The following is a 24673-nucleotide window of genomic DNA, read 5'->3' on the forward strand; positions in this document are numbered from 1 at the left end:
CGAAACCTCTGAGATGAGGCGGTGCACAAACGGAACTACGGGTGGACGAGTTCCAAGACTTACAAAGGTAGCAAATGCAGCTTTTCAGCCGCCTAAACAGCAAAAAACTTCCACAAAAACACTAAGTCGCGGATACTTAACAAATTGCGTTCAATTAGTGGTTGAACCAACTCCCCCTTTTACTCCTTATAGTATACCTGGGTAGATCAATTTGCTACAACGGCAGCGGTGCACCGGATTATTCCAGCATCTTTGCGGCAAAATTCAACTTTACGCCGTGGCTGCCGTTTTCTTCTCTATACAGCTTTAGCCTTAGCAGTCACTTGCCCCCTTGTATGGTCAAAAATTTAGTCATAGTAGAGTCCCCCGCCAAGGCCAAAACCATTGAAGGTTATCTAGGCAAGGACTTCGTTGTCAAATCCAGTTTCGGTCACGTCCGCGACTTACCGAAGGACAATAATGCCATTGATATTGCCAATGGATTCAAGCCTACGTATGTCGTTTCAGCAGATAAGCGGGAGGTAATCAGCCAGCTGAAGAAGCTGGCGAAGGAGGCTGAAATGGTTTGGCTAGCCAGTGACGATGACCGGGAGGGTGAAGCTATTTCGTGGCACCTGTCGGAAACGCTCAACCTGAGCAACGACAAGACCCGTCGGATTGTGTTTCGGGAAATCACCAAGAATGCTATTCTACACGCCATTGACACGCCCCGGGAGATAAACCTGGACCTAGTGAATGCGCAACAGGCTCGCCGGGTGCTAGACCGCTTGGTTGGCTTTGAACTCTCGCCGGTATTGTGGAAAAAGGTGAAGGCTGGACTTTCGGCCGGACGAGTACAATCGGTGGCGGTACGGTTAGTGGTGGAGCGTGAGCGGGAAATCAACCAGTTTAAGACATCCTCGGCCTACCGCGTAGTAGCTAAGTTTGATGCTGGCCGTGGCGCAGTGCTAGAGGCAGAATTGCCCACCCGTTTCAAGACAAATGAAGAGGCGCAAGCCTTCTTGGAGCGTTGCGTGGGGGCTACCTACTCAATTGAGAACTTAGAGAAGAAGCCCGGCAAACGCAGCCCGGCACCGCCTTTTACTACCTCCACCCTGCAGCAAGAGGCCTCGCGAAAGTTGGGTTTCTCGGTAGCGCAGACCATGAGCGTAGCACAGAAGCTCTACGAAGCCGGTAAAATCAGCTATATGCGGACGGACTCGGTGAACCTCTCGCAGGATGCACTAGCCGCCGCTAAAGATGAAATCAGTCGGGCTTATGGCGCAGAATATGCCCAAACGCGCCAATTCAAGACGAAGTCTGCCTCGGCTCAGGAAGCTCACGAAGCCATCCGGCCTACTGACTTTTCGTTGGTAAAAGCGGGCGCTGACTCGCAGGAGCAGCGCCTCTACGACCTCATTCGGAAGCGGGCTATGGCTTCGCAAATGGCCGATGCAGTTATTGAGCGTACAGTAGCCTCCATCAGCATCAGCACCCAGCCCGGCACCATGCTCACAGCTACGGGTGAGGTTATCACGTTTGAAGGCTTTCTGAAGGCTTACTCGGAGTCAAAAGACGAAGAAGTGCAGGACGAAACGCCAACGGAGTCTACGTTCTCCCGGGGGTTGCCACCGCTATCGGTAGGCCAGGCGCTGCCGTTGCAGCAGTTGCGGGCGACGGAGCGCTTTGCTTCACCGGCGGCACGCTACACGGAGGCCTCGTTGGTAAAGAAGATGGAAGAAATGGGCATCGGCCGCCCATCTACTTACGCTCCTACTATCAGCACCATTCAGAAGCGTGGCTACGTGGAGAAAGACTCCCGCGAAGGCAAGGAGCGCAAATTCAACGTCCTGACGCTGGAAGGCGACACGGTTAAGACGGAAGTTAAAACCGAGACCTACGGAGCCGACAAAGCCAAGCTGTTCCCCACGGATACTGCCATGGTGGTAAACGACTTCTTGGTAGAGCACTTCCCCGTAATTGTGGACTACCAGTTCACGGCCAAAGTAGAGGATGAGTTTGACCAGATTGCCAACGGCCACGAGCAGTGGACCGATATGCTGGCGGGCTTCTACGGCACTTTCCATGAAACGGTGGAGCGGGGCCAGGATATTGAGCGCAGCACGCTGGGCAGCACCCGCGTTATCGGCACTCACCCCGAGACTGGCCAGAAGATAACGGCTCGGTTAGGCCGGTTTGGCCCTTACGTGCAGATTGAACCGCTGGAAGGCTCTGAAGAGAAAGCTGTATATGCCAGCCTACGCAAGGGTCAGTTCATTGAGAACATTACTCTGGAAGAGGCGCTGGATTTGTTTAAGCTGCCTCGCATTGTAGGCCAGTTTGAGGACAAGGATATGACGGCCGCGCTCGGTCGCTTCGGTCCGTACATCCGTCACGACAGCAAGTTTTACTCGCTTACCAAGGAGCAAGACCCACATACCATTACGGCGCAGGAAGCGGTTGACTTGATTGAAGCCAAGCGCAAAGCTGATGCCGAGCGCCTGATCAAGGAATTTGCGGAGAACCCCGAGGTTCAGGTGCTCAACGGCCGCTTCGGACCGTACATTGTGGTGGGCAAGAAGAACGTAAAAATTCCGAAGGGCGAAGAGCCCACAGAGCTTACCCTAGAACGTTGTCTGGAACTAGCCGCTGCTACCCCAGATAAGCCCGCTAAGGGTGGCCGCTTCGGTGCGAAGAAAGCCCCAACTGCTATAGCGGAGGAAACTGCTGACAAGCCCGCTAAGAAGGCACCAGCCGCCAAAAAAGCTGCTACCAAGAAGCCAGCAGCTAAAAAAGCTACTGGCACTGCTACCAAGAAAGCCGCTACCAAAGCGAAGTAAATTTCCTTCTGCAGATGCTCATAAAAAAGGCCCCAGCCATTGCGGTTGGGGCCTTTTTGTGCTTACTAAAATATTGAATGTGCTATATCGTTTTTGAAGCTCTAATAGCGACCTCCTAGTATGACCTATCTATCTTCACTCCTAGGCCTAGTAAGCGTGGGGTGTGCACTTGCCATTGCTACTGCAGCGCATACGCCCTCGGCTGTAGCGCCTGCATTTGGTACAGGCCACTACCAGTGGTTGCCACAGGGCAAGTACAATGCTCAGCAAAGCCTAGCAGCCCGTTTTCCGGCTCCGGCGGGTTATGAGCGTACTAAACTGGCAGCCGGTAGCTTTGGGGAGTGGCTGCGATACTTGCCTCTACTGCCGGCAGGTACCCCAGTGCATTTATATAACGGGCAGTTGAAGGGCCGGCAGGATGTGCACGCTGCCGTGCTGAACATGGATACTGGTACGCGGGATTTGCAGCAGTGTGCCGACGCCGTAATTCGGCTCCGGGGAGAATACCTATTCAGCCAGAACCCTAACCAAGTGCACTTCCACCTCACCAGTGGTAACGACGTTCGATTTCAAGATTGGCTTCAAGGCCGCACCTTTCGGGTAGTGGGTGAGGATGTGCTACCGGCAACTAAACCCATAGAGGCCCCTACTCACCCGGTTTTTCGACGGTACTTGGATCAGATCTTCACATACGCGGGCACGCTGTCGTTGAGCCGGGAGTTGGTGGCAGTGCCGCTAGGCCAGGTGCAGCCCGGCGACGTTCTCATTCGGGGTGGTTCGCCGGGGCACGCGGTGCTGGTACTAGATGTGGCGGTACACCAGAGCTCGGGGCAGCGCGTAGTCTTGCTGGGCCAGAGCTACATGCCGGCTCAGCAGGTGCACGTGCTGAAAAGTGGCCAGCGGCCTACTTCTGGGGCGTGGTTTACACTTGATGCCAACCGGGAGCAAGTGGTCACGCCCGAGTGGACGTTCGGCCGGGATGAGCTAAAACGGTTTGAGTAAGCAGCCCTCCTAGGCCAGTAAGAAGTATAGCAGGCACTGCTTAGGAACATTAGAAAACAGCTATTTCGCAACGCAAGCAGGCTGTGCTTCGTCTCTACTGCAATCACCAGCAGCAAACTCATGAAAAAGAAACTGGTAGTGCTCACCGGCGCGGGCATTAGTGCGGAGAGTGGCCTAGCAACCTTCCGGGGTTCCGATGGGCTTTGGGAAGGGCACCGCGTAGAAGATGTGGCTTCGCCCGAAGGCTGGTCCCGTAACCCGGAGCTGGTACTTGACTTCTACAACCAACGCCGCAAAGCCGCTCGTGAGGCCCAGCCTAATGCGGGCCACCGCGCCCTGGTTGAGCTGGAACAGGCCTACGAGGTAGTCATTGTCACTCAGAATGTAGACGACCTCCATGAGCGAGCTGGCAGCCGCCACGTCATTCACTTGCACGGCAAGCTAATGGAGTCGCGCAGTACTCAGCACGAGGACCTAGTGTATCCTCTGACCTCCAATTTTCTGCACCTTGGTGAGAAGTGTGAGAAAGGTCATCAGCTGCGGCCCAATATTGTTTGGTTTGGAGAGCAGGTACCACTGATGGAACGCGCAATTGAGGAAGCGGCTACGGCTGATGTGTTCTTAGTGGTAGGGACTTCGCTGCAGGTGTACCCGGCGGCGGGGCTGGTGCACTATACCCGCGCCACTTGCCCCGTTTACATCATCGACCCGCATCAGCCTCCGGTTTCGCCCAGGCCTAATCTGCATTTTGTACAGGAGCCGGCCTCTACTGGCGTGCCCCGCATAGCCCAGGAGTTACTTGCCAAGGCTTAATGGCATTATATCTAACAATGCCGATATTAGCGGCATGGCCTCTATTTTCGGACACACGCTGGTTGGTGCAACCTTAGGAAAGCTTTTGCTGCCAGAGCAGCGCCAGTGGCGGTGGTGGCTGGTAGCAGCGGCCTGCGCGTTCCTGCCCGATGTGGATGTTGTTGGCTTCAAATTTCACGTGGCCTACGACAGCCTATGGGGACACCGCGGATTAACGCACTCCCTGTTGGCCGCCGTAGTAGTAGCTACTTGCCTTACTGGCTTAGGAGCACTGCGCAGCCGCCCAAATAACGCGGCACCTACCGGTCGGGTGTGGCTCCTGCTGTTCTTAGCTACGGCCTCACATGGCTTGCTCGATGCCATGACGACGGGTGGCCTAGGAGTAGCTTTTTTCAGTCCTTTCCATACAGAGCGGTATTTCCTGAGTTTTCGCCCTATTGCTGTTTCTCCCATTGGAGTGAAGAATTTCGTGGGCAAATGGGCGGCGCGGGTTCTGCGTAGCGAAGTACTGTGGGTGGCGCTGCCGTGCGCCGCCATATTACTACTGCAACGCCTGACTGGGCGGCTGCAGAAAGGCTAAATTTTCTAAAAATCAGGTTTCGTTCTATTGAGTCAGCAGAAATTAAAACCTGATTAAATCGTTGAGCCTGATTCTGCGTAGAACAGGCTTCCACACATTCACTCTATGCCTCTACGCTATACTCGTGTGCTCCTGACCAGCCTTGGTTTGGCAGCCACTTTTTCGGCATTTTCGCAATCGGCGGCGCCTACTCATACCGTATTCATGCTGGGTAATACGGCCACTACAGAGTTGCCAGCTAGTCATTTACAGGCACTGCGCCGCACCTTAGAGCAGCAGCAGGGTACCTTCACGGTGGTTCACCTCGGCGACATCGTGGGGAATGAAGGCCTGGGCAGCAAGAAAGATTCAACGCAAAGCAGCCAGACGGCTAGGGCTGATGCGCTTATCGCTCTCGTGCAGGGCTTGCCCAACGGGAAGCTATATTTTGTGCCCGGCGATAAAGACTGGGCCAACTCAGGGCCAGAAGGTCTGAAGCGCGTCCGGCGGCTAGAGAAGTACATTGAGGACAAGCTTCCCGGCCAGAATGCCTTTGTGCCTACTGGCGGCTGCCCCGGCCCCGAGGTGGTAGACGTAGCGCCAAATGTGCGCCTCGTAGCCATCAACTCCCCCTGGTGGACGCACCCCTACAACCGCCCCGAAGCGCCCAATACGGACTGCAAGACGATGACGAAGGAGGAATTCCGGGAGCAGTTGCAGGATGTACTCGATGACACCAAGGGCCGCAACGTGCTGCTCGTAGGCCACCAGCCGGTGCTTAGCAACGGCGTATACGGCGGGCACATGCCCCTGAGCCGCCACTTACTGCCACCGGTGGGGGGCAGCATTTATGCCGCCTACCGCCAAAATGTAGGCACCCCGCGCGACTTGGCTAACCCCGCCTACCAGGAGTTTCAGAAGGAAATGCTGAACACCCTGCGCGAGAACCCCGGCGCCGTGTACGCCGCCGCCCACGACTTCAGCCTGCAGCTCACCCGCAAAGACGAGAACTACCACGTAGTATCGGGCTCCTTTGTGGAGAAGCAACACGTGGGCACCAACCGAGCCTCGCAGTTCAATGAGTCAAAAGAAGGCTTTACTCGGCTTGATTACTATGGTGATGGTACCGTAAAAACGGTGTTTTACACCTTCGATGGCAGTGATTCCACCGCGACAGAGGCCTACGCGGCCACGCTGTTTCAATCGGCTTGCCAAGAGCCGCGTCTGCCCAACATTCCGGTTAATAGCTTTATCCCAGAATGCCCTACTGCTCCTAAGGGAGTAGCAGAAGTAAAACCCGATGCTCCTTTTCAGGCTACGCAAACCCTGGCGCCGGGCCCTCAGTACCGGGGTACAGGCTCCTCGCGGTTTTGGCTCGGCAACTTATACCGCACCTCCTGGACTCAGCCAGTGCAAGTGCGTACCCTCGACCTGAACACCGAGAAAGGTGGCCTACGCCCCTTCGGGCGCGGTGGCGGACGCCAGACCACGTCTCTCAAGCTGATTGCGGCCGACTCGTCGGAGTATGTATTCAGGTCAGTGGACAAGGATGTGACGCGCATCTTGCCGCCCGAGCTGCGCAACTCGTTTGCGGCCGATGTGCTGCGCGATATTACGCCCACCGCTCACCCCTACTCGGCGTTGGTTATCAGCTCCATGCTCGATAAAACCGACATTCTGCATGCCCGGCCTCGTCTGTTTGTACTGCCCGATAACAACCAGCTAGGCCCCTACCGCGAGGAGTATGCCGGCCTGCTGGGCACCCTGGAAGACCGCCCCGTTGACCCCAAGCCCAACCTGCCGGGTTTTGGGGGTGCCGATGACGTGCGTCGCTCTTTCAGCTTCTTCCGCCAACTCTACAAAGACAACGACAACCGAATTGATGCCGTGGCCCTAGGCCGGGCGCGGGCGTTTGACATGCTGGTGGCCGACTTTGGCAAGCACGAGGATAACTGGAAATGGGCCGGCTATAAGGACGGGAAGAAAACTACGTTTAAACCCATTCCGCGCGACCGGGACCAAGCTTTCACGCTTTGGAACGGCAAGCTTACGTACTTGGCCAACCGAGAATGGGCCGTACCAAGCATCGAGGATTTTCAGGCGGAGTTTCATGACATGAAAAGCCTGAACTGGCCCGCCCGTCACCTCGACCGCTTCCTGCTGCAGTCGCTGAACCGAGAGCAGTGGCAGGAAATCGCGCGTTACCTGCAAACCCAAATTACGCCCGCGGCCATTGATGAGGCTACTGCCCAGCTCCCACCGGAGATGATGCCCCTCTCGGGCAACGATCTGAACCGCAAGCTAAAATCTCGCATTCAGGAGCTTCCCAAAGCCCTGGATGAATACTACCTGCTGCTCGCAAAGCGCGTAGATGTGGTGGGCTCCAATAAAGCCGAAGTGTTTCAGGTAGACCGCCTGCCCGATGGCAAGATGCGCGTGCGCATGTACGACAAAGCCAAAGAGGGAGACGGACCCAACGGGGAGCCTCTGTTTGACCGTACCTTCTCGCCCAAGGAAACGGATGAGGTCAGCCTGTATGGCCTAGACGGTAAGGATATATTCACCGTCACGGGCTCAGCAAACAAAAGCGTACTCCTGCGCATAATTGGGGGCGAAGGCAAAGACCAGATTGCCGATGACTCTCGCGTGGGTGGCCTACGGGCGCTTACCAAAGTATACGACGAGCCGGGCACGGACCTGAAAGCGGGACCCGAAACGGACAACCACTTTTCTACTCGGCCCAACATCAACCTCTACGACCGGGAGCAGTTTGAGTATGATAGCTACAAGCCGCGCGTTACCCTCATTTATAACCGGAACGATGGTTTCGGGGTGGGCGCTGGCGTTGACTTAGTGCATCAGGGATTCCGGAAGCCAGGTTTTAAGACGTTGTACTCCTTCGATGTGCGGGGGTCAAGCAATGGCAACTTCCAAACTTCTCTGGCCTCGCGCTACCGCTATGCCTTTGGCAAATGGGACATTGGAGCCCGCGCTGAGTACGGCAACTTTTTCTCGTATTACAACTTCTTTGGTTTAGGCAATAACACCACCAAAGACCAGGACCTTTACGACGATAACTTCTACCGGGCCCGCTACAAAGGCTTTACGTTAGGCGCCTTCACCGAGCGCGTGTTTCTGCAGCGTAGCGTGTTCCGCATTGGGCCTACGTATGAGCACTACACATCCAACTACAGCCGCAATAGCTATTTAGGCCAGCTGGAAACGGGCGGCAACATTCCAGAAATCATTACGCCTAACACCACCTTCCAGCGCCTCATTGGCCTGAATGCGTTGCTGGACCTAGACCTGCGCGACCGGCAGATGTTTGCCCGCCGGGGCGTGCGCCTACGTGTACAGCACGATAGCTACCAGCAGCTGAACCGCGGCAAAGGCAACTTTGGCCTCACCCAAGGCTTTGCAGAGTACTACGGCACGGCTCGACTTGGTATTCCGGTTACGCTGGTGCTGAAGGGCGGTGGCGCTAAGAACTACGGCAACGACCGGGAGATTCCGTTCTACAAGTTCACCAGCATAGGCCTACGTGAGGGAGTGCGCGGCTATTACCGCAACCGCTTCACCGGCGACGCCAGCCTGTACCTCAACTCTGAGCTGCGTTTAGCCCTGGGCCGAGTAAATAACTCCTTCCTGCCCTTCTCTTACGGCGTATTTGGCTTCTACGACCGAGGCCGGGTGTACCTCAACGGCTCCTCGCCGGGTGGCTGGCACGAGGGCTACGGGGCCGGTTTTTATATCGCCCCCGTTTCTGATCAGTTTGCGCTGTCAGTGTCCTACCAAAAGTCGCCGGAAAATGGCCTTATCCAGTTTGGGCTGGGCTTCCGGATCGATAATTAACTGATTGCTTTTTTGTTGGCACGCCTTACTCTGACTCGGGGTAAGGCGTGTTACTTTCAGCCGTACGCTAATAAACTGCCGTACCTGCTTGTAAAGGCTATATTTGGCCCATCTTCCTCTTTACCCCTTTCTGCCGATGGAATATCCGCTTCTGAAATTAGCTGCCATTGATATTGGGTCGAATGCCGTGCGCTGCCAGATTTCGGCGGTGCTGCACTACGGCGACCGGTACCGTCTGAAGCGCGTGGAGTACGTGCGTTACCCCCTCCGGCTCGGCGAAGACGTATTTGCTACTGGCGAGATTTCAGAGAAAAAACAGCAGAAGTTTATCAAGTTTCTGCACGCCCTGCGCCTCCTGATGGAAGTGCATGATGTTGCTCCCAACCACTACCTGGTGTGCGCTACCTCTGCCATGCGCACCGCTCGCAACGGCAAAGAAGTAGCGGCTCGCATTCAGCAGGAGCTGGGCATGACGGTGCAGGTGATTGACGGACAAGCTGAGGCTGCGTACATCAACCGCGTAATTGAGCACCTACTCGAAGACAACAAGCACTACCTGCACATTGACGTGGGGGGTGGCAGCACTGAGTTCAATATTTACCACAACCGCCGCAAAGTGGCTTCACAGTCGTTTGAGGTAGGTTCAATCCGGCGCATGCAGCAAGCTGAGTCAGGCCTGGACAGTACCGATGCCCAGAACGAAACCTGGCAGCGCATGGAGGATTGGGTGAAGGAAAACGGGCGCCGCTACCACGTGTCGCGCGCCATTGGCACGGGTGGTAACATCAACAAGCTCTACAGCATGGCCCAGCCCTCGGTAGACAAGCCCGTTACTCGCCGACGTATTGCTACCATTCTGGATCAGCTGACCAGAATGACCATGGATGAGCGCGTAAACGTGGCCCTACTCAACCCCGACCGCGCCGACGTGATTGTACCCGCCGGCCAGATTTATCTCTCGGCGATGGAGTGGGCCAACATCAGCCAGATGATTGTTCCGGACATCGGGTTGAAAGACGGGATGCTGCAGACCTTGTTTGAAGACCACTTCGAGGAGTTCCGGCCCCAAGATGACCACACTCCCGGCTTCCCTCATCCCACCGTGCAGACCCGCCCCACCGAAATAGAGTAAAGCATGTGGCCTAGAAAACAGAAGAGTCCTCCTTGTAGTTAGGAGGACTCTTCTGGTATAATGCGAACCTACTGGCCTAGGCCTCTAGGTGCAGCTCTTCGCCGCCTAAATCAACCGGTATAGGTTGCTCCGGCTCCGAGCCGGCAGGATCAGGGGCATTGGGGCGGTCATCGGCTGGCACCGATTCCTGCCCGTCTCCAGCTCCCCGGATTGCCGACACCTCCGCATGGCACAGGTATTCGTCGTAAAGGGCAGCTTCGGCCACCATGTTGACGTTGCGCTGATAGAACTCCTTGTGCACGTTGAACACAGGCTCGTCCTCGGTGGGCTGACGCCGGATGTAGGCACCATCTTCCCGCATGAGGTAAGTGTTCTGGTTGTCCTTGAGGTTGAAGTACAAGATATTGATGGCCTCCCGCTTCAGCTGGGGGTTCACAATCAGGAACAGCGCCTCAATGCGGCGGTCGAAGGAGCGCACCATTAAGTCGGCGGAGCCAGCGTATACTTTCGGGTCGCCGGCCTGGTGGAAGTAGAACATGCGGGAGTGCTCCAGGAAGTCGCCCACAATGCTGCGCACCTCAATGTTCTCGCTCAGCCCTGGCCTACCGGGTCGTAGGCAGCAGATGCCGCGCACAATGAAGCGAATAGGCACCCCGGCCTTGGAAGCCTTGTAAAATTCATCCATCATCTCCCGGTCTTCCAGGGAGTTCATCTTCATCACAATGCCACTGGGCAGGCCCTTCTTGGCGTTGCGCACTTCCTCCCGAATCAGCGAAATGAGCTGCTGGCGCATATCCTTCGGCGCCGTAATCAGGTATTCGTAGTCGTCGGGCTGCGAGTGGCCCGTGATTACGTTAAAGAACTCGGATACGTCGTGACCATACACGTCGTTGGTGGTGAGCAGGCTTAGGTCGGTGTAGATGCGGGAGGTTTGCTCATTGTAGTTGCCCGAGCCGATGTGCACGTAACGCGTCACCTTTTCCCCTTCCTTTCGGATGATCATGAGCATTTTGGTGTGCGTCTTGTACTTGCTCACCCCGTAAATCACGAAGCAACCCGCCTTTTCGAGCTTGGCACCTTCCCGAATGTTCCGCTCCTCATCAAACCGCGCCTTCACCTCAAACAGCACCGACACGTGCTTGCCATTCTCTGCCGCCTTCAGCAGAGCCGCCGTTACGCGGGAGTCGTCGGCCAGCCGGTAGATGGTCTGCTTAATTCCCAGCACGTGGGGGTCTTCAGCGGCCTTCTCCAGCAGGGCCACCACGGGCTCAATGCTGTTGTAGGGGTGGTGTAGCAGTACATCGTGGGTCTTGAGGTACTCAAACATGTTTTCATCGGCTCCCTCTGGCAAGCTAAGGGGCAGTACCGGCGCGGGTGTTTTGGCGCCCTTACCGCGGAAGTTGGGGTGCTTCAGAATCTGCAGCAGTCCTTTCAGGTCAATGAGGGAGTTGATGACGAAAACGTTGCCGTTGTCAATGTTCCAGCGCTCTTTCAGCACGCCCGTTAGAGCCGCCGAGGCATTGGGTTCCACCTCCAGGCGCACCACGCGGCCCTTCTTGCGGGTTTTGAGGCCTAGCTGAATTTCCTTTATAAAGTCAACGTCAATATCGTCGGACTCTTCCAGCGTGAAGTCACCGTTGCGGGTAATCCGGAACAGGTCAGCCGACACGATTTCAACGTTACGGAATAGCTTGGGGAGATTAGCGCGCACGATTTCCTCAATCGGCACGAAGATCACCTTGTCTTTACGCGTCAGCTCGAAGAACCGGGACAGGTTCTGGGGAATCTGCACGAAGGTTAGGCGCTCCTGCCCTTTCTCCGCCTCGGCATCGCCACCACCTGAGCGGGTTACCACTCCAAAGATGAGCATGGAGTTCATCATCAGCGGGAAGCCGTGGTACGAGTCGTAGACCATGGGCGTGAGCAGCGGGAAGATGGTGTTTTTGAAGTAGCCATCGGCCTTCTTCAACTCCAGCTCCGTGAGCTCCGTCATCTTGAGCACATTGAAGCCGTTCTTCTCGAACAGGGGCTTCAGCTCATTCAAATACGTCATCGACTGGTCGTTCACGAAGCGGTGCGCGAAGTCCAGCAGCTTCCGGCGAAAGGGCAGCTCACGTAGGCCTGAGTAGTCCACACGCTCCTTACCGTAGTCGAGATAATTATACAACGACCCCACCCGAATCATGAAGAATTCGTCGAGGTTAGAAGAGGTAATCGCCATAAACCGCAACCGGTCAAATAACGACCGGCCGGCATCTTTGGCCTGGTCTAGCACGCGGTAGTTAAACCGCAGCCAGCTCAGGTCGCGGCTGATGTATTTGCTTTTGCGAATGAGGTCGGCAGACTTGAAGAGTTTCATAAAGCGAAGGAAAGGCCAGACAAAATACGAGCAAATGGCCTCGGTAGTAAATCTATTCTGGAATAATAGCGGTGGCCTCTATCTCCACCAACAGCCCCGGATCAATCAACGCTTTCACCGCCAGCATGGTGGAGGCTGGCCGAATAGAGGCGAAGACTTCTCCATGAGCTTTCCCGACGGCTTCCCACGTGGTGATGTCCATCAGGTAAATGCGGGTCCGGACTACGTGCTGGTAGTCGGCGCCGGCCTCCCGCAGTGCCAGGCCTATTTTCTCCAGCACCCGTTTGGCTTGCGTATAGGCATCAGTGCCCGTGATGGTAGTCCCATCCTGAGCGGTGGTGCCGGCCACTTCTACCACGTTGCCCACGCGCACGGCCCGCGAGTATCCCACAATGGGTTCCCAAGGAGCGCCGGAAGAAATAAGCTGTCGCATGATGAGGCCTAAGGAAATAAAAAAGGCCCGCTTTGCAGCGGGCCTTTTCGTGCTTACACGTCGAGTTTCGCGTATTTGGCGTTTTTCTCGATGAAGTCGCGTCGGGGGGCAACTTCATCACCCATGAGCATGGAGAACAGGTGGTCGGCCTCAGCGGCTGAGTCTACCGTTACTTGCTTCAGGGACCGAGTAGCTGGCTGCATGGTGGTGCTCCAGAGCTGCTCGGCGTTCATCTCGCCCAGACCTTTGTAGCGCTGCACGTTTACCGTTTCCGGCTTGCCACGGCCTAAGTCCTCCTGCGCCTGCTGGCGCTCGGCTTCGGTCCAGCAGTAGCGCTCTTCTTTGCCACGCTTCACGAGGTAGAGCGGCGGCAGGGCAATGTAGATATAGCCGTTGTCAACCAGCTCCCGCATGTAGCGGAAGAAGAAGGTCAGGATCAGCGTCCGGATGTGCGAGCCGTCGATGTCGGCGTCGGTCATGATGATGATCTTGTGGTAGCGGAGCTTGGCCGTATTCAGGGCCTTATCGTCGGCTTCGATACCTCTTTCCGGATCAGCATTTACCCCAAAGGTTACCCCCAAGGCCGTAATCATGTTCCGAATTTCTTCGTTCTCCAGAATGCGGTGCTCCTGTGCCTTCTCTACGTTCAGGATCTTACCACGAAGCGGGAGAATAGCCTGGAAAGCTCGGTTGCGGCCCTGCTTAGCAGTACCACCGGCTGAGTCACCTTCCACCAGGTACAGCTCGCAGATTTCGGGGTCCGATTCGGAGCAGTCGGCTAGCTTGCCAGGCAGGGAGTTGGAGCCCAGCACGGTTTTGCGCTGCACCATCTCGCGGGCTTTGCGGGCCGCAATGCGGGCCTTGGCAGCCAGAATCACCTTATCAATGATGATGCGGGCTTCCTTAGGGTTTTCCTCCAGGTACTGGTTCAGGATTTCGCCTACCACCTGGTTCACGGCCCCGTTTACCTCGGAGTTGCCTAGCTTGCCTTTGGTCTGACCTTCAAACTTAGGCTCGGCCACTTTCACCGAGATGATGGCCGTGAGGCCCTCCCGGAAGTCGTCGCCCTGGATTTCCACTTTAGCCTTAGCTACCTCACCCGACTTCTCGGCGTAGGCTTTCAAGACCCGCGTGATGGCCGAGCGGAAGCCCGCCACGTGCGTACCACCCTCGTGGGTGTTGATGTTATTGACGTAGGAGAAGATGTGCTCCTGGTATGAGTCATTGTACTGGAAGGCTACTTCTACCGGAATGCCGCGCTCTGTCGATACGTACACGGGCGTGGCCATTAGCACAGTCCGGCTGTTATCGAGGTACTGCACGTATTCGGCTAGGCCACCTTCCGAGTAGTACTCGTTGCGAACGGGCTCAGCCTCGCCCCCATCTTCCACCGGACGCAGGTCCGTCAAGATGATGCGGATACCCCGGTTAAGGTAGGCCAACTCACGCAGACGGGTAGCAATGCGCTCGTACGAGTAAACAAGGGTCTCGTCGAAAATGGAAGGATCGGGCTGGAACCATACGGTGGTACCGCGCTCAGTAGTATCCCCGATCTGACGCACATCGTACTCAGGTACCCCAATGTTGTACTCCTGCTCGTAGATATGGCCGTCGCGCTTAACGGTAACGTGCGTGTGGGTGCTCAACGCATTCACGCAGCTAACACCTACGCCGTGCAGACCGCCTGACGTCTTGTAGCTGTTCTTGTCGAACTTGCCACCGGCGTGCAGCACGGTGAGGGCAATTTCTAGGGCCGACTTGCCAAACTTCTGGTTAATGCCCACTGGAATACCACGACCGTTGTCTTGCACGGAAATGGCATTGCCAGGATGAATGGTTACTTCAATATGGTCACACTGACCGGCCAGGGCCTCGTCAATGGAATTGTCGACTACTTCCCACACCAAATGGTGCAGGCCTTTCACGCCGGTATCCCCGATGTACATGGAGGGCCGCTTGCGCACGGCTTCCAATCCTTCCAGTACCTGAATACTATCGGCGGAGTACTCTGCGGGGGCTAATGTCTCTTTCGTTTCACTCATAGTGCGGGAGGTTCAGCGCTAACTGTCTAAGTAGGCAAAGATACCGAAAATATCCGGTTTTTGCCACCGTTTGCCCGGTTTCGGGCATTCTTGTTTCAACAACCGTTGCGCCTTCTAAGTGCCCTAAAAGTCAGCTATTCTCAGGCAGCGCTATACAGCTATTTTACTAAACGTTCTGCTGACCTCCTGAGGAATTATCTGGCTGTTTTTCAAGCTCGACAGCTGCTATTACCACCCCTGTTATGATCATTTTAGACAAGGGCTACGGACTCCTCTCCTGTATCCGCAGTACATGTGCATGCTTCCGTAGGCCACTTGCGCCCTGGGCTGAGCAGGAAACTACAGGGGAGCCACCTGAAAAAGAGTAGCTAGGTTAACGGCTGGTTCCAGTTTTTATACTGCCAGCCTCCTTGTGCCCATGCCCTACTGTCTACTCCGCTCGTTTGCGTTTCTCAGCTGCCTTCTAGGCCAGTTGCTCTGGGCAATGCCCATAGTGGCCCAACCAGCCACCCAGAAGCAGGTATATTACCTCTCGGGCCGCGACAACAAGCCGACGGTACAGTGGGACTTCTATTGCACCGGCGGACGTAAGAGCGGCTACTGGACCAAGATTGCGGTGCCCTCCTGCTGGGAGCAGCAAGGTTTTGGCGCCTACAACTACGGGCGCGACTACAAAACCTACGGCAAGAACTTCCGCTTCGCCGACGAGCAGGGCCGTTATAAGCATGCCTTTCAGGTGCCAGCCAGCTGGAAAGACAAGCAAGTTTTTCTGGTGTTCGAGGGCTCCATGACGGACACGGACGTCAAGGTTAACGGGCAAGCAGCCGGCCCAACTCACCAGGGAGCCTTCTACCGTTTCAAATATGATATTACCGACAAATTAAAGCTTGGCGAAAGCAACTTACTGGAAGCTACGGTCAGCAAAATGTCGGCCGATAAGTCGGTGAACAACGCCGAGCGGCTGGCCGACTACTGGGTCTTTGGCGGCATTTTTCGGCCGGTGTATCTGGAGGCCTACCCAAAGCAGTTTATCAAGCACCTCGCCATCGATGCGAAGGCCAACGGTTCGTTTTCCATGAATGTGTTCGTGCGGGGCCTGCAACAGCCTACCCAGGTGCAGGCTGATATTCTGGACGCAGCCGGCAAAGTGGTAGGCACCACCCGTGGCACCGCAGGCTCCAACGACACACTGGTTCAGGTGCGGACCACACTAAACAAGCCCCTGCACTGGACCTCAGAAACACCGAATATGTACCGCGCCAGGGTGAGCTTGCGGGCCGGAGAACAGATCCTGTATCAGACGCAGGAGAAGTTTGGGTTCCGCACCATTGAAATCCGGCGGGGCGACGGGATTTATGTCAATGGCACCAAGGTCAAGATGAAGGGCAGCAACCGGCACAGCTGGTGGCCCGAAACCGGCCGCACCCTCAACGACTCCATTCAGCTGCTGGACGTGAAGCTGCTGAAGGAAATGAACATGAACGCCGTGCGCATGTCGCACTACCCGCCCGACGCCAAGTTTCTGGAGCTCTGCGACTCGCTAGGCCTCTACGTGCTCGATGAATTGGCGGGCTGGCAGAAAGCATATAGCACTAAAGCAGGCTCCCCGCTTGTGCGGGAGATGGTAGAAAAGGACGTCAACCACCCTAGCATCATCTTCTGGAGCAACGGCAATGAGGGCGGTACCAACAAAGAGCTCGACGATGATTTCGCCCAGTACGACCTCTCCAACCGACCCGTCATTCATGCCCACCACCGCCCCGGCAACCAGCACAACGGCATCGACTGCAACCACTACGAAAACTACTACAGCACTCAGAAAATCCTCGCAGACTCACTGATCTACATGCCCACCGAGTTCCTGCACTGCCAGGACGATGGCGGGGGTGCCGTAGGCCTCTCCGATTTCTGGGAGCTGCACTGGAAGTCAAAGCGCTCGGGCGGCGGCTTCCTTTGGGCGCTGGTGGATGAAGGCGTGGTCCGCACCGATCAGCGTAATATCATTGACGTAAACGGCGTGAATGCCCCCGATGGCGTAGTGGGTCCGCACCGCGAGAAGGAAGGCAGCTTTTACGCTATCCGGGAGATTTTCTCGCCCATCAAAATTTCGCTACAAGAGCTGCCCGCCAAGTTTACTGGCACAGTGGAAGTAGAGAACCGCTACCATTTCACGAACCTAGGCCAGTGCTTTTTTCAGTGGGAGCTGGTCAACTTCCGCAAACCCACCGACGGGTTTGCGGGCGCCATCACCCAGCAGAAAAGTCGCGTAAAAAGCCCCACAGTAGCGCCATCAGCTACCGGCAAGCTCAAGCTGGACCTACCCAAAAACTGGCGTAGCTACGATGCCCTGGTGCTCTCAGCCTACGACCCGCAGAAGCAGCTGGTGTACAAATGGACCTGGAAAACGAGCGGCCCGGCCCCGCTGCTGGATGGCATAGTGGACATGACGGACCAACAGCCCGTAGAAACTACCGAAACCGACTCTACCCTTACCCTGACGGCCAGCAGCATTGCCGTGACGTTCAATAAAACTAACGGCCACATCACCCAAGTAAAGGGCAACAACGGCGACAAGCTGTCTTTTGCCAACGGGCCCGTGCTGGTAAGTGGTACCGCAAGTTTCCTAGGCCTCTCCCACCGCCGCGAAGGCCAGCAGGAAATAGTAGAGGCCCGCTACAGTGGCGCCCTGAACACCGTACGCTGGACGATGAACGGCAGCGGCTGGCTGCGCCTAGACTACGCCTACACCCTGCAAGGCGATTATCCCTTCACCGGCATCAGCTTCACTTACCCCGAGAACTACGTAATCGGAGCTAAATGGCTGGGGAAAGGGCCTTACCGGGCCTGGAAAAACCGGCTGCAAGGCGTGGGCCTAAACGTGTGGGAAAACGCCTATAATAACACCCAAACCGGCGCCGCCCCCTGGATTTACCCCGAGTTCAAGGGTTACTTCGCTGACATTGCTTGGTTGGAAATGAACACCGTGGAAGGCAAGTTTTTAGTAGCCACTCCCGACGCCGGCCTGTATGTGCGCCTGTTCGATTTCTACGGACTTTCCGGCGTGAAACCTCACCCAGCACTTCCCCTAGGTAATCTGTCTTTCCTTGACGCTATTCCACCCCTGGGCACAAAGCTGGCCTTGAACATCGACGCCAACACCGAGAACTTGGGCCCCAGCGGCGAACTGAACCACGTGCAGGGCACCACTAAACGCACGCTGTATTTCTACTTCGGTCTCCCAAAAACTACCAGCACACCCCAGCCCTACACTGCGCCCGCCAAAGACGAGCTGTTTTAGCGGCCGAACGTTGCATGAGTTGCCACCGGTGAGTTTGCATCCGGGGTTATTTCCCCAGGATTTGTTTGCGGTGATTGACACCCCAGGCGTGTAATTCCAGCATTACTTGCTTCAGCGTCTTCGAGTACTCTGTAGCAGTATATTCAATCAACACGGGGTATTCGTCGTGCACAGTGCGCTTGACCAGCTGGTGCTGCTCCATGTCTTTGAGTTCTTTGGCTAGCACCTTTTGGGTTGATTTTGGGAATGCTCGCCTGTATTTCCGTGAAACGGCGGTTGCCATGCATGATGGAAGTCAAAATCAACATCTTCCACTTGCCGCTGATTACTTCCAGGGCGTCCCGAATGGGCATCATCTGCTCGATGCAGGCAACGCGCTTCGTAGTTCCTTCGGTCAGAATCATACCACTTACTTTAAGGTAACTGCTTACTTTTTGAAAGAGGAAAGGTAGGAGCTTTGTTAGCCTAACCAAGTAAGCCGTATGAACAACCAACCTAAGAAATCGAAGCTCCTACGCGTTGCGCTGTGGATTACCCAGTCGGTGCTGGCTCTCCTGTACATCGGTACCGGCCTATTCAAGCTGGGTACGCCCATTGCCACTGTGGCCGGCATGTGGCCGTGGGCCGGAGAATACCCAACCTTGTTGCGCGGCACGGGCATGCTGGATTTAGTGGGTGGTATTGGCATTGTGCTGCCAGCACTTACGCACATCAGGCCTTACCTTACGGTAGCTGCTGCTGCTGGGCTGGCCCTGCTGCAGCTAGGCGCCATTGCCTTTCACCTATCGCGCGGGGAGGCCAGCAACACTCCTTTCAACTTCATTATGCTGGCTCTTGCTCTTCTGGTTTTTTGGGGCCGTCGTACGAAAGCTCCACTACCCTCTTGCGGCTAACAGCACAGAGCAATGTCGCTAGGAATAGGCCTAGTGCCCCATTGGCTAACTTTTACTTCGCCATTTCCATCTCTACACTGGCCATAATGAAAGGCCCAACGCCCTTAAAATCATTCTTCTTGAGGGGTTCCGATAGGTAGTACTCGTAGCTGCCGTCGCGGTAGGGCGTGCCGCCCAGGCCACCCACGCTCACGGTGCCGTTAAGGGCCAGCGTGCCGTCGGGTTCTGGCTGCACAAACTGCTTCACAATGCCCTGGTACCCTCTCCGGGCCACGGCGACATACTTTTTATCGAGGTAGCCAAGGCGCACGCCTTTCTGGAGGGCGTACACAAACATGCAGGAAGCCGAGGTTTCAATGTAGTTGCCAGCCCGGCCCGCCTGATCCGACACCTGCCACCAGCCCCCGGTTTTGGGATCCTGGTACTTGGCTAGCACCGGCGCCAGCCGCTGCAAGTACTTGATTAAGTTCTGGCGCTGCGGGTGGTTTTTAGGGAAATAATCCAGCACATCTACCAGGGCCATGGCGTACCAGCCCATGCCGCGCCCCCAGAAGTTCGGCGACTGGCCCGTGGTTTTATTGGCCCACTGCTGTTCCCGGCTTTCATCGTAGCCGTGGTACAGTAGGCCAGTCTTGGCATCCACGAGGTGCTTTTCTACCTGTGCAAACTGCAGGGCCACATGGTCGAAGCCGGTGGGCTTGTTGAACAGTTTGCTGTATTCGGCGGCAAAGGGCTCCGCCATGTACAGGCCATCGAGCCACATTTGGTGGGTGTAGCGCTTCTTGTGCCAATAGCCGCCTTCCTTAGTGGTAGGCTGGCCTTCCAGCTGCTTATGCAGCAATTGCGCCGCCGTGTGGTAGCGCTGCTGCTCCAGGCCCGGCTGCTGGCTTAAGGTAAGCAGCACGCGGCCCGTATTGATGTTGTCGAGGTTGTAGTCTTCAAGCTTAAAGCGGGCAATACTGCTGCCATCCGGAGGCAGGGAATAATTGATGGTGCGCACGATGTAGTCGAAGTACTTCCTCTCGCCGGTGCGCTGCCATACCCGCTCCACAGCTTTCAGCATCAGCCCCTGCTCATAGCCCCAGCGCGCCGCCTTGTTCTGCTCCAGCCCCAACGAATCTGGAAACCACTTCATAAATGAGTCAGTCATCTGCTGTGAAAGCGGCTTACCCGCATTGGATTTGGGTTGCGCCGAAACCTGGTAGGCCACTAGCAAGAGGCTGCAAAGAAGAAAGCGGAAACGAAGAAGCATGGTAGCGTTTTTCAGTAGAACAAAGCTCCCCTCCTCAGATGATTCTGCGCATTAAGCAGAGAGGGGTTAGGGTGGTTAAAGTGGCCTAGAACGAATCCTACAGCCCGTCATGCTGAGCTTGTCGAAGCATCTCTACTGCTTCGTTGCAGTGGCCTAGGCCTGTTGATTAGCCAGCGGTAGAGATGCTTCGACAAGCTCAGCATGACAGATAGCATAGCATCGTCAGCACGCGAGATGCCTCGGCAAGCTCGACATGACGGCAGGAGTTTAAGCTTACCGCTTTGAAACTGTAACGGCTTTTTTCTTGACGTTCTGGCCTAGCTCCAGGGCTTGTTTGGCTTTGGATATGTCGGTGTTCAGGAGGCGCACGTCTTTGGCTTTTTCGGCGCCGGATACGCGCAGCAGCACGGCGGCTTGCGCAGGGTAGCGGATGCCGTCGAGGGTGATGTTCTGACTGTTGTGAACTTCCATCACGGGGTCGGTGCTGGTGGGTAGCAGGGTCACGTTTTTCAGGCGGATGTTGTCAGCTTCAATACACACCAGGCCTTTGTCGCTTTGCAGCGTGGCATTTTCCAGGCTGATATCCTTGATAGCCATTTCCGGTAGGCCGCGCACCATCATGGCGGTGCGGGCACCGTTGCAGGTCACGTTGCGCATCTGAATTTTGCGAAACTGTGGGGTGGTTTCATCCACCGGCTTGGCTGGCGACACGGGCCGCTCTTTGGAGCCGGCCACCTGGGGCGTAGGGTCCTTGATCATGTAGTACATGTCGAAGAGGATGGCCTCGCCGCGAATGTCCTTCATGTCGATGTTTTCCAGGAAGATGTCTTCCACTACCCCTCCCCGCCCGCGGGTTGTTTTAAACCGAATGCCAATATCGGTGCCGATAAAGGTGAGGTTGGAGGCGTAGATGTTGCGCGCCCCGCCCGACATTTCCGAGCCAATCACGAAGCCGCCGTGGCCCCGGTACACCGTGCAGTTGCGGATAATGAAGTTCTCCGTAGGCATGGCACGTTTGCGCCCCTGCTCATTACGCCCCGACTTTATACAAATAGCATCATCACCGGCGCTGAAGGTGCAGCCTTCCACCACGCCGTTTTTGCAGGACTCCAGATCCAGCGCGTCGGTGTTAGGCGTGTAGGGGCCGTTAAGCACGTTCACATTGCGGATGATGATATCCTGACTCATCATCGGGTGCACTGTCCAAGCCGGGGAGTTTTGGAACGTGACGCCCTCTAGTAGCAGGCGCTTGCAGCCATCCAGCACCAGGAAATCGGGGCGCAAGTAGTCCTTGATATCTTCAAAGTCCTGAATGTTCTGCTTTTCCTCGGTCAGCACGCCAGCCTCCTTTACTGTGGTGCCCTTCAGCGACTGAGCCGTGGGATACCAACGGTCCTGCTTCTCGTTCAGGGCTCCGCCGGACGCTACGAGTTGCTTCCACTCGCCTTCCAGGCTGCGGCCCTTCTGCACCATGTGCCAGGCCTCCCCGGCTCCGTCGAGAATGCCGCGGCCGGTGATGGCCACGTTCTCCAGGTTTTTGCCGTAAATCAGGGGTTGGTTGCGCACGGCATCCAGGCCTTCCCAGTTGGTTTTGATCAGCTTGAAGTCGGAGCGCTGGTTACTGAACTGCACCAGGGCACCCGTGGCCACGTGCAAGTTCACGTTGGAGCGCATTTCCAGCGGCCCGGTGCGCCAGTGCCCGCGCGGAATCAGCACTACCCCGCCGCCCTTCTGAGAGCAGGCATCAATGGCTTGCTGAATAAAGGAGGTGTTCATTGTTACACCATCGGCTTGCGCCCCTAGTTTGGCAATGGAGGTAGTATCAGCATTGAAGGAGGTGGTTTTTACTGCGGGCAGGTTGGGCTTAAATGCGGTTTGGGCTGAAGCCATTGCGGGTAGCGCGAGCAGGCCTAAGGAGCAAAGAGTCTTTATCATGGGTCAACAGAAGGCGGGATAAGAAGAAAGCTGCACGAGGAGGTAGGAGCTAGCTGGGCGACGGGTAGTGGCCTAGGGCATTTTCTGCAGGCCTTCCCACTTCACGTTCCAGCTTTTGGGGATGCCGGGGTTGGCGTCTTTGCCACCCTCATAGCCGGCGCACATGAGGGCTACTGCGGCTAGTAGGCCACCGTTGCCGGGCAGGTAGAGGCGCAGGCGGTCGTCTTGGAAGTTGTGGCCGTTGGGTAGGTAGGTATTGGTGTGCACTTTCATCAGGAGGGCATCGACGGCTTTCTCTGGCAGGCCCAGGCGGGTGGCGGTCATGGAAGTCATGGGGAAGTCCCAGCCCCAGGTTTTGTCCCAGGTCCAATCGGTCCAGACTAGATCGAAGGTGCGGCGCATGGTGGCCATGTCCTGCTGGCCAGTGACAGGCATCATGCCTAGGGCGCCTAGTACCGAGGGATGGTCAGTTTTGAACTCGGGGTTGGTGTAGGAGTCGGGGGCACTTTCGGTGGCCAGGTACACGCCATTGGCCTGGGGCAGCTTGGAGAGTTTCTTCAAGACCTCATCCCACTTGGGGTTGCGGGCCAGGCCAGCCCGTTTGCGCCACTCCTGGGCTACGTTGAGAGCCCAGTTCCAGTACACCAGCTCATAGGTGGGGTTGAAGGTTTCTTCGGCCTTGAAGCGCTCTTGGGCTGGTATCAGGCCTTTGCCGAGGATGTAACGGTTCTTGTCCTTCTCATAAAAGGGGTAAGAAGCCATGAAGTCGGCGGTGGCAAACACTAAGTCTTGGTACTTCTTCTGGGTGGCGGCGTTTTTCCGGTCGCGGTACACCAGGTCGGCCATGTAGATAAAGTGGGGCTGCTGCCAGATCAGGAAGGCTCCGACTGAGGAAGGGGCTTCCTTACCTTGGTTGTCGGTCATCTTCTGCCACCGGATGCCCTCGTAGCCCTGGCGCTGGGCAATAGCCTTGGCCCCGGCCACGATTTCGGGGCGCAGGTACCAGTCGAGGCTTTTTTCCATTAAATCAACTCGGCCCCAAAGCGCGTGGTGCATGGAGTGCCACCAGTGCATTTCCAGGTGGGGCTTGCCAAACCAGCTGTTGTAGGTCAGGCCGGTTTCCTGGGGTGGGAAGTTGCCGGTAGTCTGGGCCTTAATCAGGTACTGCGACAACACCACGCGACGCTCTAACTCCTTGGCTCTGGGGTCGGTGGTAGTACCAAAATCCACAGCTCCGCCGCTGGTCCAATAGGCTTTCCAGGCTTTCTGGCTGTTTTCGCGGGAGGAGGCAAATGAAGGTACGGCACCCTCGGGTCGGGCAGAAAACCGGCAACTCAATTCGAATGAATCCTTTTTCTTGTCCGGGGTTAGGACAAATTCGTGCTTGCGGCCCGCCGCCAGCTTGGCGTCACCATCCCAGCCTAGAGCTACTAGGTACTTGTCGCTGTCTAGCTGGTGAGTGATGACGGCGGCTTTCCCCTTCTGCTCGGTGATTGAAGAGGTGTGCTTGGCGTCGTTAGCGGCCTCGTAGTTTACGCCTACATCATCCCACTGGGCCGTGGGGTATGGGAAGCGGAGCGCTACTTGAATGCGCTGCTGGCGCACCAAGGGGGATTTCACCTGCACGGCTACTTCATCCTGTTGCTGGTGGCCTACGGTGAGTACATCCACAGGCACGCCTTCCAGGGTGAAGTGGCTGCTTATTTCGCCGGTCCAGGGGTTGAGCTCCTGCCGAATGTCGCGCAGATCTTTGATCGTGGCTTTCGAGCCGTCCTTCTTGAGCAGCACAAAGCCCAGGTTGCCCAACTGGAGGCGGTGGGGATTGGCGCGCAGAAAATCCTGGGCCACTTTGGCGCGCTCCGGCGTCTTTACCTGCACCGTGTAGGGCACTTTGCGGCCATTGAGCAGGTACTCCCGCTGCGACTCCTCTACCTTGTAGCCCTCTTTATTGGGGAAGCTGTGCCACCCCCACTCCGACTGCGTACCCAGCGGTACGCCCTTCTGGTAATACTCCGGAAACGACTGTAGGCCAGTTACGTCGGTGGTAAAAGCAAAGGCCCCGTTCCCCACCGTCAGCGACGCCAGAGAATCGGTGGTTGTATTCACTACTTTATGCCGCTCTACCACCGCCTGGCGGTTGATGGGCGCAGTTTGAGCCACCGCGGGCACTATGCCCGAGAGCAGCAGAAAGGAAGAAAGAACGCGGGAAGAGAGCATGGGAAAGAAATTAGCTGGCTCTGATGGAAAGGTGCAGATGCCAGCGGCTAGAGTTCAAATAGTGGCC

At 56.3% G+C, this 24673-nt stretch carries 16 protein-coding genes; 8 read left to right on the forward strand and 8 right to left on the reverse strand.

The window, feature by feature from the left end; translation table 11 throughout:
* Positions 1 to 335: 335 nt before the first annotated feature.
* From topA to EU557_RS12900, 6 genes are all read left to right on the forward strand, one after another.
* Entirely contained in the window at positions 336 to 2819 is a 2484-nt protein-coding gene (topA, locus tag EU557_RS12875; protein WP_135530849.1) for a type I DNA topoisomerase, read from the forward strand.
* A gap of 120 nt (positions 2820 to 2939) precedes the next feature.
* Positions 2940 to 3821 (forward strand): DUF4846 domain-containing protein, encoded by an 882-nt coding sequence (locus EU557_RS12880; RefSeq protein WP_135530850.1) that lies wholly within the window; start codon positions 2940 to 2942, stop codon positions 3819 to 3821.
* A gap of 120 nt (positions 3822 to 3941) precedes the next feature.
* Complete coding sequence (locus EU557_RS12885; RefSeq protein ID WP_135530851.1) at positions 3942 to 4634, forward strand: SIR2 family NAD-dependent protein deacylase; 693 nt, start codon at positions 3942 to 3944, stop codon at positions 4632 to 4634.
* A 34-nt stretch (positions 4635 to 4668) separates the two neighbouring features.
* Positions 4669 to 5214, forward strand: coding sequence for a metal-dependent hydrolase (locus EU557_RS12890; RefSeq protein ID WP_135530852.1), 546 nt, complete (start codon positions 4669 to 4671; stop codon positions 5212 to 5214).
* Between the two features lie 105 nt (positions 5215 to 5319).
* Entirely contained in the window at positions 5320 to 9045 is a 3726-nt protein-coding gene (locus tag EU557_RS12895; protein WP_135530853.1) for a ShlB/FhaC/HecB family protein, read from the forward strand.
* A 136-nt stretch (positions 9046 to 9181) separates the two neighbouring features.
* On the forward strand, positions 9182 to 10177 hold the full coding sequence (locus EU557_RS12900) for a Ppx/GppA phosphatase family protein (protein ID WP_210116035.1): 996 nt from the start codon (positions 9182 to 9184) through the stop codon (positions 10175 to 10177).
* A gap of 76 nt (positions 10178 to 10253) precedes the next feature.
* On the opposite strand, the gene ppk1 is transcribed toward EU557_RS12900, so the two are convergent.
* The 3 genes from ppk1 to gyrB are packed head-to-tail and all read right to left on the reverse strand — an operon-like array spanning position 10254 to position 15011.
* The gene (gene ppk1 / locus EU557_RS12905; protein WP_135530854.1) at positions 10254 to 12536 is read right to left on the reverse strand and encodes a polyphosphate kinase 1; all 2283 of its coding nucleotides are present in this window, start codon (positions 12534 to 12536) and stop codon (positions 10254 to 10256) included.
* A 52-nt stretch (positions 12537 to 12588) separates the two neighbouring features.
* The gene (locus EU557_RS12910) at positions 12589 to 12969 is read right to left on the reverse strand and encodes a RidA family protein (RefSeq protein ID WP_135530855.1); all 381 of its coding nucleotides are present in this window, start codon (positions 12967 to 12969) and stop codon (positions 12589 to 12591) included.
* Between the two features lie 53 nt (positions 12970 to 13022).
* A complete protein-coding gene (gene gyrB / locus EU557_RS12915; RefSeq protein WP_135530856.1) occupies positions 13023 to 15011 on the reverse strand; it encodes a DNA topoisomerase (ATP-hydrolyzing) subunit B in 1989 nt (662 codons plus the stop codon).
* 418 nt (positions 15012 to 15429) lie between these two features.
* Between gyrB and EU557_RS12920 the strand changes: the two genes are divergently transcribed.
* Positions 15430 to 18309: a glycoside hydrolase family 2 protein gene (locus EU557_RS12920; protein WP_210116036.1), complete on the forward strand. Its 2880-nt coding sequence runs from the start codon at positions 15430 to 15432 to the stop codon at positions 18307 to 18309.
* 46 nt (positions 18310 to 18355) lie between these two features.
* On the opposite strand, the gene EU557_RS26045 is transcribed toward EU557_RS12920, so the two are convergent.
* The gene (locus EU557_RS26045; protein WP_342588241.1) at positions 18356 to 18511 is read right to left on the reverse strand and encodes a winged helix-turn-helix transcriptional regulator; all 156 of its coding nucleotides are present in this window, start codon (positions 18509 to 18511) and stop codon (positions 18356 to 18358) included.
* Positions 18453 to 18713, reverse strand: coding sequence for a winged helix-turn-helix transcriptional regulator (locus EU557_RS26100; protein ID WP_425351939.1), 261 nt, complete (start codon positions 18711 to 18713; stop codon positions 18453 to 18455). Before EU557_RS26100 ends, EU557_RS26045 begins: the two co-directional genes overlap by 59 nt.
* 78 nt (positions 18714 to 18791) lie before the next feature.
* On the opposite strand from EU557_RS26100, the gene EU557_RS12930 reads away from it, so the two are divergent.
* A complete protein-coding gene (locus tag EU557_RS12930; RefSeq protein ID WP_135530857.1) occupies positions 18792 to 19202 on the forward strand; it encodes a DoxX family protein in 411 nt (136 codons plus the stop codon).
* Between the two features lie 52 nt (positions 19203 to 19254).
* Here EU557_RS12930 and EU557_RS12935 read toward each other — a convergent pair whose 3' ends face one another.
* The 3 genes from EU557_RS12935 to EU557_RS12945 all read right to left on the reverse strand — a co-directional run bounded on the left by EU557_RS12935 (position 19255) and on the right by EU557_RS12945 (position 24606).
* Complete coding sequence (locus tag EU557_RS12935; protein WP_342588243.1) at positions 19255 to 20454, reverse strand: glycoside hydrolase family 88/105 protein; 1200 nt, start codon at positions 20452 to 20454, stop codon at positions 19255 to 19257.
* A gap of 273 nt (positions 20455 to 20727) precedes the next feature.
* Positions 20728 to 22389: a glycoside hydrolase family 28 protein gene (locus EU557_RS12940; protein WP_135530858.1), complete on the reverse strand. Its 1662-nt coding sequence runs from the start codon at positions 22387 to 22389 to the stop codon at positions 20728 to 20730.
* A gap of 72 nt (positions 22390 to 22461) precedes the next feature.
* A complete protein-coding gene (locus tag EU557_RS12945; RefSeq protein WP_135530859.1) occupies positions 22462 to 24606 on the reverse strand; it encodes a hypothetical protein in 2145 nt (714 codons plus the stop codon).
* Positions 24607 to 24673 lie beyond the last annotated feature (67 nt).

The organism is Hymenobacter wooponensis (genome assembly GCF_004745865.1).
Lineage (GTDB): Bacteria > Bacteroidota > Bacteroidia > Cytophagales > Hymenobacteraceae > Hymenobacter > Hymenobacter wooponensis.